This is a genomic window from Bacillus mycoides (assembly GCF_001757995.1).
In the GTDB taxonomy this organism is placed as follows: Bacteria; Bacillota; Bacilli; order Bacillales; family Bacillaceae_G; genus Bacillus_A; species Bacillus_A mycoides_B.
Window position 1 is genome coordinate 94,588 of sequence record NZ_LXLV01000057.1, and the last position, 14,182, is coordinate 108,769.

Here is a 14,182-nt window from a genome sequence, read left to right on the forward strand (position 1 = left end):
ATAAAAATGAACAAATTCATACGAAAAAACGCAGCCCTATACGGACTGCGTTCTCCATCTTATCTAGACGTTTTTCTTCATAGTAACCATACTGCCAATGATGTAAGCAATAAATGCAAAGCAGATCGGGAAGACAACTGTATGTATACCGAACGGGTTTGGATAGAAAAGATGAATACACATATATGAGCCTACCCCAACTAAAATGGAAGCGAGTGCTCCAGTTGCATTTCCTTTTCTCCAATATAGCCCTAACACAATCGGCCAAATGAACGCCGCTTCTAAACCACCGAAAGAAAATAAATTTAACCAGATTAAAAAGTCTGGTGGCTTAATAGCTGCAGCATATACAAGCAATCCTACGATACCAGTAATCCACAGACTTCCTTTTTTTATCGTACTAGCCGCTGCATCTTTATTTATGTAGTTTACATATATATCTTTAATAATTGACGAACTTACAAGTAATAATAATGAGTTCACAGTAGACATTATCGCTGCCATAGGTGCCGCTAAGAACACGCCAGCTAACCAAGGTGGCAACACTTCCATCGCGAGTAGCGGCATTACTTTATCTGGTACCGTTATGCCTGGAAGGACTACTCTTGCAAACACACCTGTCAAATGCATACCAATCATAATTGTGCCGACGACAACCGTTCCAATGATTAATGCTTGGTGCATCGCTTTTGAATTCTTATAAGACATAGCACGCACACTAATTTGCGGTAATCCAACGACACCAATTCCAATTAAAATCCAAAATGATGTGACATATGATTTCGTTAAACTACCATCCGCTCCGAACGGTGTTATTAAATTCGGATTAATTTGAATAAGTTCCTGCATAATCTTTTCAACTCCGCCACCAGCAATGACAGTAGCAATTAAAATGATTGTTGTTCCGACTAACATAATGATTCCTAATAACGTATCTGATAAAGCGACTGCACGAAATCCACCAATTAACACATACACAAGTACAGAAAATGTAAATAAAAATAGTGCCGTTGTGTAGGAAAGTCCTGTTAGCGATTCAATTAATCGTCCGCCGCCAACCCACTGGGCTACTGTTGCTGAGAACAAAAAGATTATAATACATAACGCAGAAAGAACAACTACCGCTTTATTATTGTATCTACCCTTTAAATAATCAATAAGCGTAATTGCTTCCATCTTCCTAGCGATAATAGCAAACTTTTTACCGATAACCGTTAAAACGATATATCCTGTTACAACTTGAATCGCTGATAACAGCACCCATCCAAGACCCATATTGTAAGCAATACCAGGCCCGCCGATAAAGCTACTTGCACTACCGTACGTAGCAATCATCGTCATAGCTAATAATAAGCCACCAAGTTCACGCCCACCAAGAAAATATTCTTGTAAAAATTTATTACTAGCGGTTGCTTGTACACGTCTTGATGCATATACACCAATTAAAAACACAACGATAAAAGAAATTATCATTGGGATTATTACATACCAATTCATCTATCATTCCTCACTTTTTTCTTCCTCATCGAGTGGAATATCTTGAAATAAAAAACGAACAACTAAAATAAGCAAAATAACCATTAGGATAAATCCAACGATACAGCTATAAAAAAACCATGCTGGAAAACCTAATACATATGTATATTCACTCGGATCCTTACTTCCAAGCCCATAAGCAAATCCATACCATATTATAAAATTAATAATAGCTAATCCAATACCAATTAACGCTTCTCTATGGGCAACTCGAAAGCGCGGATCATCATGATAATTCTTCATTTTCTCCCTCCTCTCACGATGTATAATTGTACCATTGTTCTTCTAGTTTTTCCTACTAGAAAACAAAAACGCGCAGGATTTTTTGTAATTATATAGAATACAATGTTTCATTACATATTTTTTACAATTGTAATGAAAATGAAATTTGAATTTTCACTATTTATTATTTATGATTTTAAGTAGAGGCTTTTCATCTAGTTCCCACATCCTTGATTTCGGAATAAACGCCGTCTCGTACTGCGTTTAAATTATATTTTCAAGGGGGTTATACAATGAGTCAACTAGCTGTAAATCTTCATGAAAAGGTAGAGAAATTTCTTCAAGGCACAAAGAAACTATATGTGAATGGATCGTTCATTGAAAGCGCTTCCGGAAAAACATTTAAAACTCCTAACCCAGCAACTGGTGAAACACTCGCTATCGTTGCTGAAGCTGGTCGCGAAGACATTCATAAAGCTGTTGTAGCTGCTCGAATGGCTTTCGATGAAGGTCCTTGGTCACGCATGAGCACTGCTGAACGAAGCCGCCTTATGTACAAGCTTGCTGATTTAATGGAAGAGCATAAAGAAGAACTGGCACAGCTCGAAACTTTAGATAACGGAAAACCAATCCGCGAAACTTTAGCAGCAGACGTTCCTCTTGCAATTGAACATATGCGCTATTATGCTGGCTGGGCTACAAAAATCGTTGGACAAACAATCCCTGTTTCTGGTGAATATTTTAACTATACACGCCATGAAGCTGTTGGTGTTGTCGGTCAAATTATCCCATGGAACTTCCCACTTCTTATGGCAATGTGGAAAATGGGGGCAGCCCTTGCAACAGGATGTACAATCGTTTTAAAACCTGCAGAACAAACTCCACTATCCGCTCTATACTTAGCTGAATTAATTGAAGAAGCTGGATTCCCGAAAGGCGTTGTTAATATCGTTCCTGGATTCGGTGAAACAGCTGGACAAGCTCTCGTTAATCATCCACTCGTTGATAAAATTGCATTTACAGGTTCTACTCCAGTCGGCAAACAAATTATGAGACAAGCATCTGAATCATTAAAACGCGTTACATTAGAACTTGGTGGTAAATCACCAAACATTATTTTACCAGACGCTGACTTATCTCGAGCGATTCCAGCTGCGCTTTCTGGTGTTATGTTTAACCAAGGACAAGTGTGCTGTGCTGGGTCACGCTTATTTATTCCGAAGAAAATGTACGATAATGTCATGGCTGATCTCGTTCTATATTCAAAAAAATTAAATCAAGGCGCTGGTCTAAATCCAGAAACTACAATTGGACCTCTCGTTTCTGAAGAACAACAAAAACGTGTAATGGGTTATATTGAAAAAGGGATTGCAGAAGGTGCTGAAGTACTTTGCGGAGGAAACAAACCATTCGACCAAGGTTACTTCGTTTCTCCTACAATATTCGCTGATGTAAATGATGAGATGACAATCGCTAAAGAAGAAATTTTCGGTCCAGTTATTTCCGCATTACCGTTTAACGATATTGATGAAGTAATTGATCGTGCGAATAAATCACAATTCGGCTTAGCGGCTGGTGTATGGACAGAAAACGTAAAAACTGCACATTATATTGCAAGCAAAGTACGTGCAGGTACAGTATGGGTAAACTGTTATAACGTCTTTGATGCAGCATCTCCATTTGGAGGATTTAAACAATCTGGCCTTGGCCGCGAAATGGGATCTTACGCGCTGAACAACTATACAGAAGTGAAGAGCGTTTGGATTAACTTAAATTAACGAGAAAGAACCTGACTTACTCGGTCAGGTTCTTTTCATTATGTATTCATTTACACTTGCAACCCACCACTCACATTTAATACCTCTCCTGTAATGTAAGACGCATACTCTGATGCTAAAAAGGCAGCTGCGTTTGCAATATCTTCCGGTGTTCCGATTCTTCCAACTGGAATCGCTCCAACCATTTTCTCTTTTACTTTATCCGGTATTGTTTTTGTCATATCAGTATCCATAAATCCTGGACAAATCGCATTACACGTAATACCAAAACTGCCAACCTCTTTCGCTGCTGTTTTTGTTAAGCCTACAACCCCTGCTTTTGTAGCCGCATAATTTGCTTGTCCAATATTTCCTTCCCTACTAATAGAAGAAATATTAATAATCCGTCCATACTGTTGTTGTCTCATATAAAGAAGTGCTGGCTGCATACAATAAAAAACGCCAGTTAAGTTCACATGTAATACTTGTTCCCAAGCAGACTTCTCCATCTTATGTAACATTGCATCTTTTGTAATCCCAGCGTTATTCACTAAAATATGTAATGTACCAAATTTTTGCACCGCATATTCAATTAATGACTTCGCTTCATTTTGATTACTCACATCACATGGATATAAGCTCACATCATGCCCTTCATCTGATAATTCACGTGTCGTTTCTTGTAGCTTCTCTTCATTTACATCACTAATTAATACTTTAGCCCCTAGTTTTGCAAAAACTCGTGCGATTTCTTTTCCAATCCCCTGCGCAGCACCCGTTACAACAGCTGTTTTCCCATTCAACAAGTCCATCCCTATCCCCCATTTCTATTAGTTATATTGTATATTTCGGCTCTTTGCTTTCCAAATCCTCTTTGTATAAAAAAGTCTATTTGTGTCAAACTAACTTTGCAACGCCGCATAAAGTGAAACTTTAATCAGTGGGGATTTTGTTCATCCCCCACTGATTATTAGCCCTCACCAATCGGGCATTTACGGGCAGTTAATCTCCCACCTAGCTTCTTTGTTCCATCTGAATTTTGAGGTGGGAGTTTTACTAACCGTTTATGCGGGATAAAACACAAGGAGATTGTGTCGAATGAAAAAAAAGAATCTAGATCGAAACAAAGCTGCCGATGGCATTGATGTTGAGTTCGCTCGCGAACTCGCTGACCACAATGACTTAGAAGCAAACGCACGTGCAAATGCCGCTGATGCACGTCAAAAACGCCAATCAACAGAAAAATAAGGCACTACAACGTGCCTTATTCTTTTCAACAGGGACCTACTACCCATCAAAATAAACCGAGAGTATCTCTCGGTTTATTTTCTATATTTCTTTACGTAGTGCCCTAAAGCAAGTAACGGATATATATGCCCATAACTATGGTAGCGAATATAAAAACCACCTGGTAACCCTGTACCAGTAGGATATTTTTCATTCATAGTAGACTGCGCAAGCAAATATGAAATTCCTTTTCGAATAATCGGTGTTTCTTGATCGTAGTAAGAAATGAGTGCATCAAGTGCCCACGCTGTTTGTGACGGTGTACTAAAAGGTAACGAAATAAATTTTTTCTCTACACTACTTTGACAAGATTCTCCCCACCCTCCGTCTTCATGCTGCAAATGTTCGAGCCATGAAGCTGCTTTTTTTAACGATGGATGAGTAGAAGGCACTCCTAATGCACGTAAGCCTGTCATCGTTGCCCATGTACCATATATATAACATATCCCCCATTTTCCATACCATGATCCATTCTGTTCCTGTACATCCATTAACCATTTGATAGCTTTCTTTTTTTGCTCTTCAGGCAATTCATTCGGTGCATACGTTCCGAATAATTCTAACACCCTACCTGTAATATCTGGTGTGGACGGATCGGTTATCATATCACTCGCATTTTCAATCGGCAAATTCGCTAGCAACTGGTTCGTTACCCCTCTTTCAAAAGCTCCCCAGCCTCCATCATTGTTTTGCAATCCTTTTACCCATTCCACGCCTCTTCCCCACGCATCAGCTACTCTATCATTCCCTCTACTTCGCGCTAACGCTCTAAGGGCAGCTGTAGTATCGTCTATATCAGGGATTGTCGTATTAACATCTGAAAATCCCCAACCGCCAGCTACAAGTGATGATGCATGTACGCTCCAATCTACCTTTTTAGTTTGTTGTTTTTGCAATAAATACTCTGTCGCCCTTTGAATCACCTTATTTCCATTTGTAACTTTAGCTTCTTGCAATGAATAGCTAAGTAAAGCGGTATCCCATACGGTAGAAGGAGAATTTTGCAAATGACTTCCTCTGTCCATTTTCCATATATAAGATTTTAATCCTGTCACAGCTTTCTCAATAATTGAAGACTGAATAGAGTGCCCTAATGCAAGCAAAGCATAAATCATATAAAACGTAGCACTCGCGTAACTATATAATGTTCCATTTTCATCTATACGCTCCTTCATAAAGCGCTCTACTTCTTCGTATCCTTTATGATGTAACGATAATGGATAAGATATTACCTTTTTCACATCACCTAAAAACGATTGAAACAGCGGAGACCGCTCCTCTCGAAACCATTGCCCACCTTCGCCTGCAATATGATTTAAATTTGGCAATAACTTTTTCTCTACACGGAATCTCTTATTCATACAAATCATCATCGGAATTAAATGTATACGCGCTGAGCTGCTTAGCCCAAATATACTGAGGGGGGAGTCATCTTGTAAAAATAAGATTGGCGTTGGAAAGTGAAAAAGCGCAGGAAATTCATATTCTCCATGAATCGCTAATAAAAATTTCGTCATAAAATGAGCACGAGAAACTCCCCCGTGTTCCTTAATAAACATTTCAGCTCGCCTCATATTCATATCTTCTTTCGAATATTTTTCCGAAGCAAGTAAAGCAGCATATGCTTGAATCGTGGCGGATAAATTCCCTCCCCTTTCATCTTCATATAATTTCCAAGTCCCTTCATTTGTTTGAAGAGATGCTAACCTCTTCACAAACGGTTCTATTTCGTCATTGCACCCTAATAATTTGAGTAAAAAAATCATATGACAATCAGTTAGCAAAGCTCCTTCAAAACAAAATTCCCACGTTCCGTCTTGCCTTTGCATCGTTTGAAGTGCAGTCGTTCTCCGCTCTATCTCCTCACGCACTTTGTCATATAGTAGCACACCGCTCACCCACCCTTTCTAAGTCCGTATACGATATTCGAAAACTTAGCTAAATATGTATGAAAGCAAAGAAAAGCAGAACGTGTATTACACACATTCTGCTTACAAACAATACCCAACCCCGACAACAATCCCTAATAGTGCACCAACAACAACTTGATACGGTGTATGTCCAACGAGCTCATTTAACTTTTTATATTCTGTTTGTCTACCATGAAAAAAATCATTCAATATTTTCGCTTGCTTACTTACCGCAAGCCTTACTCCTGAAGCATCGTACATAACAATAATGGCAAAAATAGCGGCAACCGCAAATATTGGACTCTCCACACCTTCCACCACTCCGACACCTGTAGCAAGTGCAGTAACAGTCGAAGCATGCGAACTTGGCATTCCACCTGAAGCAAAAAACTTAGCAAAATCAAACTCACCTGTTTTTATTAATTTAAAAACGACTTTCGTTAACTGTGCTAAAAACCAAGAAATTACAGCTGCCATAAGTGGATCATTATGTAAAATTGTTTCCATGTTTTTCAGCTCCTCACTGACTATAATGGAATTTCTATATAATATAAGTATAAAGAAAAATGCGTAGAAAATACTACGCATTATGATACTTTTGCTGATTTATTTTTAATAAATTTTGGTTGCTTCTGTAGTAGAAACTTTGTTTTCGCCATTGAAAAGACAAATAAAGCAATCCATATACAGAAAAACGCAATCATATGAGTAGATGTGAAATGTTCACCAAAAACGAACACACCTAAAATTAAACTAATAGTTGGCGCGATGTATTGTAAAAATCCTATCATATAGAGCGGAATAAGTTGTGCTCCTTTAGCAAAATAAAAGAGTGGTAATGCTGTAACAATACCCGCCCCTATTAAAAGAAACGTTGATATTGCCGAAATAGAACCGAACGAACCGAAACCATGCACTCCTGTCATAAACAAATATATAAGTGCAAATGGCGTCACTAACATCGTTTCCATCGTAAGCCCAATTGTTGCGTCGTAATTTAATAATTTTTTCGTTAATCCATATAATCCAAATGAAAAAGCAAGTGAAAGAGAAACCCATGGAATTGATCCGAAACGTACCGTTAAAATAACAACACCTAATCCAGCTAAACCAACCGCAACATATTGCCAAAAATTAAGCTTCTCTTTTAAAACAACTGTACCAAGTAAAATACTTATAAGTGGATTAATATAATACCCAAGACTTGCTTCGATTACATGGTTATGATTTACGGCCCATATGTATACAAACCAGTTTCCACTAATAAGTACCGAAGCAATTGTTAATGACATTAATAATTTAGGTCGTTTAAAAAGGGTCACTAACTCCCCACCAAACTGACGAAACCTCTTCGTTACTCCTAAAACTAACAACATAAAAACAAATGCCCAAACGATGCGATGCGCTAATATTTCATCTGCCGGTACTTCCTCCACCCATTTCCAATAAATCGGAAGGACTCCCCACATCGTATACGCACCCGCCGCATATATAATCCCCTGCTTTTGTTGTGCCGCCTGACTCCCCATCTTTCTTTTTCTCCTCTTCTCTTTTTTTCTTCATTATAAAGTCTCACATGCTTACTTTACCAATATTCAATCTGCATTTCTTTCGACATTCCTCTTGCAAATCCGTTATATGTATAAAAACACTCCTACTGTTATAATAACGAGCGCCGGAATACCAAAGACAAATTTACTTTTATGTGTCTTATGATGAAACATATACATACCAATCCAAGCTCCAACCGCTCCTCCAGCTGCAGCTGATAAAAACAACGTACTTTCTGGCGTTCTCCACTGCTTTTTCTTTGCTTTTCGCTTATCAAGCCCGATCATACTAAATGCTATAACGTTGATAATAATAAAATAAATCCATTTCATCTCTTTCTCTCCCTTAAAAAATTCGCTTTATGTTAACACGAAAACAAGGTGCGCACAAATAAAAATGGCTATAGGAAAAAAATAAAACTTTTTAACCTACAGCCATCATTGTAATACCTTATACTCTATTTCTAATCTTACTATGTTTTTTCGCGTATATAAAATAGATAAAAATACCTACAATAACCCAAATTGCAAAACTGATTAAAGTGGTTTTAGAAAGATTTAATGCTAAATATAAACAACTTACTATCGCAAGTATAGGTAAGAATGGAACTAACGGAGCACGGAACGGTCTTTTCAAATTAGGATGTGTCTTCCTTAATACAATGACAGCTATAGATACAAATATAAAAGCTGTTATCGTTCCCACATTCACTAAATTTGCCAACAAATTCAAGTCCAATAAACCTGCTAATACAGCCGCAAGAATACCCGTAATCCATGTATTAAAAAATGGTGTTTGATAACGTTTATGAACGCTCGAAAATCTTTTTGGTAATAATCCATCTCGGCTCATCGAGTATGATACTCGAACAAATGCGAACATAGCAACTAACAGAACTGTTGTTAAACCAGCTATCGCTCCAACTGATAATAGACCAGCAATTCTATCCTCTCCTACAATACGCAGTGCATATGCAACTGGATCAGCTACATTCAAATCTGTAAATGGAACCATTCCTGTTAACACGAATGAAACACCAACATAAAGAATTGTACAAATGCATAAAGAGACAAGTAATCCAATTGGAACGTTACGTTGGGGGCGTTTCACTTCCTCTGCTGCTGTTGCAACTGCATCGAAACCTAAAAAGGCAAAAAATACAGTAGCAGCTCCTCCAATAACACCATGGTATCCAAAAGGAAGAAACGGCTGCCAATTCTCTGGCTTTACATAGTTTGCTCCTACAATAATAAATACTAAAATAACAGCCAGTTTAATAATAACCATTATATTATTTATACGTGCACTTTCTTTCACACCACGACTTAGTAAAAATGTAACAACTAAAATAATAATAACAGCTGGCAAGTCGATAATCCCGCCATTCCCCATCCCTGGTGCAGAAGCAACGATTGCCGGAATATGAATATTAAACCCTAGTAGCAATGACTGAAAATAGGCTGACCATCCCGCCGCCACCGCAGAAGTAGCTAATAAGTACTCTAACATAACACACCAGCCAACTATAAAAGCAAAAATCTCACCTAATGTCATATACGTATACGAATACACACTTCCCGAGACCGGGACTGTAGATGCAAATTCAGCATAACAAAAGGCTACACAAGCACATACAATTGCAGCTAACATGAAAGATAATACAATTGCTGGACCAGCATGTTTCGCTGCTACAATACCTGTTAATACGAAAATGCCTGTACCAATAATTGCTCCAATTCCTAAAAGCGTTAAATCAATTGCTCCTAAAGTTTGCTGTAACACGTTTTTCTTTTCTTCATTCATTGCTTTCTTTATAAATAAACTCATTCGTAGAAACCTCTTTTTCAAAATTATCCCTTACAATCTTTATTACTGTTGCTATTACACATTAATAATATTCATACTTTACTTTCACTCCCTATATAAACTCCACAAATTACATGCCTAAAAATCAGAAAAATCAATCTTCTAAAAATACGCTTGTTAACAAGCATGTTTTTAGAAGATTGATTGAATTTATCACACGATTAATTATATTCTCAACAATATAATTAATTCACCCACATCGAATAATTATAAATAAAATAGTATTCCAAAATATACGATACCACTTGAAAACACTGTTAATTCCCATTTCAATACATTTTGTATTATTTCGGAATTCATTTTTATACATCGGACTCAATGAAATCCCCATATACAAACAAGATAAAACCAGCCGATTCGTTATATAGAAATAATTACTCATCTTTTTAGACCGATTAACTTCCCTACAAATTGCAAACAGTATTTTCACCTAAGACAATAAAAAAAGCGCAGATGTTCATCTGCGCTTTATTCTTCCGCTTCAATTTCTGTACTATTATTATCGATATGTTCCTTTTGAGCTTCTTCTTGCAGCTCTGCTGAAATCATCGCATGATAAATTTCTGGATATAATCCAAATATTTGATATACACTTCCTAAAAACGGCATCGGAATCCCTCATTTCTAAAGTTGTATTGCCATTCTTAAGGATTCCCTTTTCACTCATTATACATTCGTTTTTGGCACTTCTTCTTCATCGGGAACATGTAATACATTTTGCCATTTTTTATAAGGCGCACTATTTGGATCCACATACCCTTTCGCATACGAACGATCCCACAATTGTTTCATAAACATCTCTTTCTCTTTCTTTGCAACCATATCTGCACCTGTTCCGTAATAGTTTTGGAAATACAGCTCAATTTCATCCAGGAATAGCCTTAACAAATCATCGGATGTTTCTTCTAACGTCGGGTCATATTTTGCCTCACGATCATACATTAAAATCATATCTAAAATATTATGGACATGCTCTTTACGAAGCCATCTAATATCTTGAGCACCTAATACAAATGCATGTGTATATAAATGTCCACCTTGTATCATTGCCTTTTCTTGCTCTTCTTCAAACCTGGACAAGATATTTTCATAAATAAACGGATTATGAAGCAATGCTCTGTGCAACTTATAACTTTCGCTTGAAATATTTTTCCCCATCGACTGGATTAAAAAGCTACGGCCGACACCGTTATATTGATACACGAATTGCCCATCAACAGCAACTAAGCTAATCCAGCGATACATATACGCGTATAGAAGAGCACGATTACATTTATCGTAATCTAACTTCGTTTGTGTTGCATTCAAGTCTGGCATAAAGGCTGGTAAGTGCCAATATTTATCTAAATGCGGCGTCAAACTGGATTTTTTACTATTTAATTTGTTCACGCGGCGATAATACGATTGAAAGTAGTCACCTTTATCGTTCATAAAGCCATTTGCAATATGCCCAGATGAAAGCTTAGGAAAATCTTGTAGCGATAATCCGTAATGAGCACGATAACAAATCACTTCAAATGGTGAAAACGCCTCGTTTACCGTATCTTTTTCTTTAAACATTTCTTGCAATAACTCTTCTTGCAATTCTTGTTTTAAAGATGGATGTACGCCCCAATATTGTAATTCTCTATGATGAGAAACTTTCGGAACGAACGGACTTGCTAAATGGAAAAGATCTTCAATTTTTTCGCGAACGTATTCATCACGATCACGTTTCTTGAAATCTGCTTCTTTTCGCAATGCTTCAACGATATTAAGCTCTAGTTTGTCACGATAGCGTACTTGAAGTTCGTCATAACAATAACTCAATATATGTTCACGATAGAAGTCTTCCACCTTTTTCGACTGAATTTCTTCGGCTTTCGCATCACGACAATATTCCCCGTACAAGCTCATATAAATTTCGGACGATATATCTTTCGGTAATACACCTAAATTTAAATGTTGCTGCATATCTTGCCAAATCTTTTCTTGCAATTTCTCTTCAGCTAATACGTATACATTCGTCGGGTTCGTTTTCCCCTCAAATTCCTTGCTTCGCTTTTGGATTTCAAACAATAAATTTTCACGTGTTTCGTATAAATTATCAAAGAATCTTTCCCAATATTGAATCATTTTATCAACTGCTTGGTATAGCGATTGATACACGAGTTCTAACAACATTTCTTTACGATACTCACTTAATTTGTGGACATATTGCGTTACGATATCTTCAAATTCTTTTTTGAACAAACGTTGCTGATTATAAAACATTTTTCCGACCCAACCTTGTTGCTGGGCAATTTCAACGCGGCGAACCGCCGTTACCGTTCCATCAATATTACTCACATTAAATTTCTTATCGTAGTTTTGAATTAAATTACGCTTTTGTTCATTATTTTCATGTAGTCGATTCATCTTCTCTACTAACTGCTTTCGAATTTCATACAGCATAAAGCGTGCTGCGACTGGATGGACAGGATCCGTTTTCTTTAAAAACCATGTATTTAATTGATAAGACTGTCCTTCTGAGCCACTCGGTGTAAAACGATCTGATTCGATCATGTCATATAAAAGAGTAGTCACATGCTCATGTACACGGCTCGGAATCGCATAAGCATATAAACGAACCGCATGATCAACTCTCGCTACTTCACCTTTCATTTGTTCCATCATTTTCAGTTTAGCAGCCGATATTTTACACTCATGTTGCAGGCGGTTTAATTCTTCATCTTTTTGCACTGTACGGTGTACATAGCTTTCGACAGCCTCTAAAAACAACTTAGATTTCGCGACACCGACCTTACCGCCCTCTGCTCCTTCGCGCGTCTCATTGAACATTTGTCTATAAAAAATATGGGCCTGCTCTGGACGAGTAGCAAGATGCTCTAAATCTTCTAAATAACTTTTCCCGCGCTCGGGCTTTTCACGCTGCATACCGCGTTTTACATCTTGATCGTATCTTTGCTTCTTCTCTTGAAACAGTTGATCTAAATGAAGCCACGATTCATCTAAACCTTGCACCGCCCATTTTAAAGCACAGTATTTCAAAACGTGCTCATACGGATAAATGAGCTTCGCCGTTCCTGCTCCGCAATATCTCCCTTTCCCACTCGATTCTGCCAATTGCTGAATTTGATTATCTTCTTGGGCAAAATGATTTGCAGACATTGGACTAAATAACTGTAAATAAATCGTATTTGCCATTTGCTCCATATAATCCGATAAATTGTGCAAATGGTGCCCATGTAAATTTTCATAATCATATAAGAAACAATAATTGTACGGTAAATGATGCTGCTTTATCGTATGATTTGTCCTTCCATCTTCATCCACTTGATCAGGACGATATTCTAATTCAATCGTTACGCCGCCTCGTTTTGATAATTCACCCGTCGATCCGAGCGTAATAGCGTGCAACTCTTTTAACGATGCATAACCATTCGCTTGCACAGTTTCAAACTCTTTTGCACTAACCGTTCTCGTCTTAACTAAAACATCTGGCATTAAAAACGCACCGCGAATTAAAATGTTATGATGCTGCAATTTCTTCCGAAGCATCTCACGCAAATATAATGCGATTTGTAAAAACATCCCTGAGCCTGTTCCGCCAGCTAGCGACGTTACAATAATGACACGCACACCATATTCCGTCTGATCACTTGTAACCGGAAAAATCTTCTCGATTTCTTGCCAAAACGATGTCAGTTTATCTTCTTTCATCGCAGCACGTAACGCTAAACGTGAAATGACGCGTAACTGTCCGGCTCCTTCTGTTAACGGTTTATCCAGTATAGTCGGATCCATTGGGAACCACTCCGGAATCGTTGGATCTCCCGCAATATACTCTCTCGGCGTTTTACTCGAACTCGTTTGCGTCTTAAACTTCCGAATATGATCAAATTTACTCAATGTATTCACATCTGTATCAAATACATGCATCGCTACCTTTTTACGACGCTCTTCTGGTAATTTTTCATATATTTGATGTGTGACAGTACTACCGATTCCACCTAATCCAATTAATATCGTTGGAACTTGTAATGTCATGTGAACCACCTTCCTATTCGTGCT

The 14,182-nt window shown here is 37.7% G+C and carries 12 protein-coding genes; 2 read left to right on the top strand and 10 right to left on the bottom strand.

Features of this window, described 5'->3' with window-relative positions; genetic code table 11:
* Positions 1-63 precede the first annotated feature (63 nt).
* Positions 64-1,497, bottom strand: a complete 1,434-nt coding sequence (gene panF / locus BWGOE10_RS17600; RefSeq protein ID WP_070144334.1) for a sodium/pantothenate symporter — start codon at positions 1,495-1,497, stop codon at positions 64-66.
* Positions 1,498-1,500: 3 nt separating this feature from the next.
* On the bottom strand, positions 1,501-1,779 hold the full coding sequence (locus tag BWGOE10_RS17605) for a YhdT family protein (RefSeq protein ID WP_070144335.1): 279 nt from the start codon (positions 1,777-1,779) through the stop codon (positions 1,501-1,503).
* Positions 1,780-2,051: 272 nt separating this feature from the next.
* Between BWGOE10_RS17605 and dhaS the strand changes: the two genes are divergently transcribed.
* Positions 2,052-3,536: an aldehyde dehydrogenase DhaS gene (gene dhaS, locus BWGOE10_RS17610; RefSeq protein WP_070144336.1), complete on the top strand. Its 1,485-nt coding sequence runs from the start codon at positions 2,052-2,054 to the stop codon at positions 3,534-3,536.
* Between the two features lie 50 nt (positions 3,537-3,586).
* On the opposite strand, the gene fabG is transcribed toward dhaS, so the two are convergent.
* Complete coding sequence (fabG, locus tag BWGOE10_RS17615) at positions 3,587-4,327, bottom strand: 3-oxoacyl-ACP reductase FabG (protein WP_070144337.1); 741 nt, start codon at positions 4,325-4,327, stop codon at positions 3,587-3,589.
* A 286-nt stretch (positions 4,328-4,613) separates the two neighbouring features.
* Between fabG and BWGOE10_RS17620 the strand changes: the two genes are divergently transcribed.
* Positions 4,614-4,763, top strand: coding sequence for a YfhD family protein (locus BWGOE10_RS17620; protein ID WP_070144338.1), 150 nt, complete (start codon positions 4,614-4,616; stop codon positions 4,761-4,763).
* 74 nt (positions 4,764-4,837) lie between these two features.
* Here the strand turns inward: BWGOE10_RS17620 and BWGOE10_RS17625 are convergent, their stop codons facing one another.
* From BWGOE10_RS17625 to BWGOE10_RS17655, 7 genes are all read right to left on the bottom strand, one after another.
* Positions 4,838-6,691, bottom strand: a complete 1,854-nt coding sequence (locus tag BWGOE10_RS17625; RefSeq protein ID WP_070144339.1) for a prenyltransferase/squalene oxidase repeat-containing protein — start codon at positions 6,689-6,691, stop codon at positions 4,838-4,840.
* Positions 6,692-6,793: 102 nt separating this feature from the next.
* Positions 6,794-7,219, bottom strand: a complete 426-nt coding sequence (locus tag BWGOE10_RS17630) for a divergent PAP2 family protein (RefSeq protein WP_070144340.1) — start codon at positions 7,217-7,219, stop codon at positions 6,794-6,796.
* An 80-nt stretch (positions 7,220-7,299) separates the two neighbouring features.
* Positions 7,300-8,241, bottom strand: a complete 942-nt coding sequence (gene rarD / locus BWGOE10_RS17635; protein WP_070144341.1) for an EamA family transporter RarD — start codon at positions 8,239-8,241, stop codon at positions 7,300-7,302.
* 105 nt (positions 8,242-8,346) lie between these two features.
* The gene (locus BWGOE10_RS17640; RefSeq protein WP_070144342.1) at positions 8,347-8,595 is read right to left on the bottom strand and encodes a DUF1294 domain-containing protein; all 249 of its coding nucleotides are present in this window, start codon (positions 8,593-8,595) and stop codon (positions 8,347-8,349) included.
* A gap of 118 nt (positions 8,596-8,713) precedes the next feature.
* Positions 8,714-10,090 carry an APC family permease gene (locus tag BWGOE10_RS17645; protein ID WP_016105811.1) on the bottom strand — a complete coding sequence of 459 codons (1,377 nt, stop codon included), beginning with the start codon at positions 10,088-10,090 and terminating at the stop codon, positions 8,714-8,716.
* A 507-nt stretch (positions 10,091-10,597) separates the two neighbouring features.
* Positions 10,598-10,738, bottom strand: coding sequence for a phosphonate ABC transporter permease (locus tag BWGOE10_RS17650; protein ID WP_002111095.1), 141 nt, complete (start codon positions 10,736-10,738; stop codon positions 10,598-10,600).
* Between the two features lie 57 nt (positions 10,739-10,795).
* The gene (locus tag BWGOE10_RS17655) at positions 10,796-14,158 is read right to left on the bottom strand and encodes a tubulin-like doman-containing protein (protein ID WP_070144343.1); all 3,363 of its coding nucleotides are present in this window, start codon (positions 14,156-14,158) and stop codon (positions 10,796-10,798) included.
* Positions 14,159-14,182: the final 24 nt, after the last annotated feature.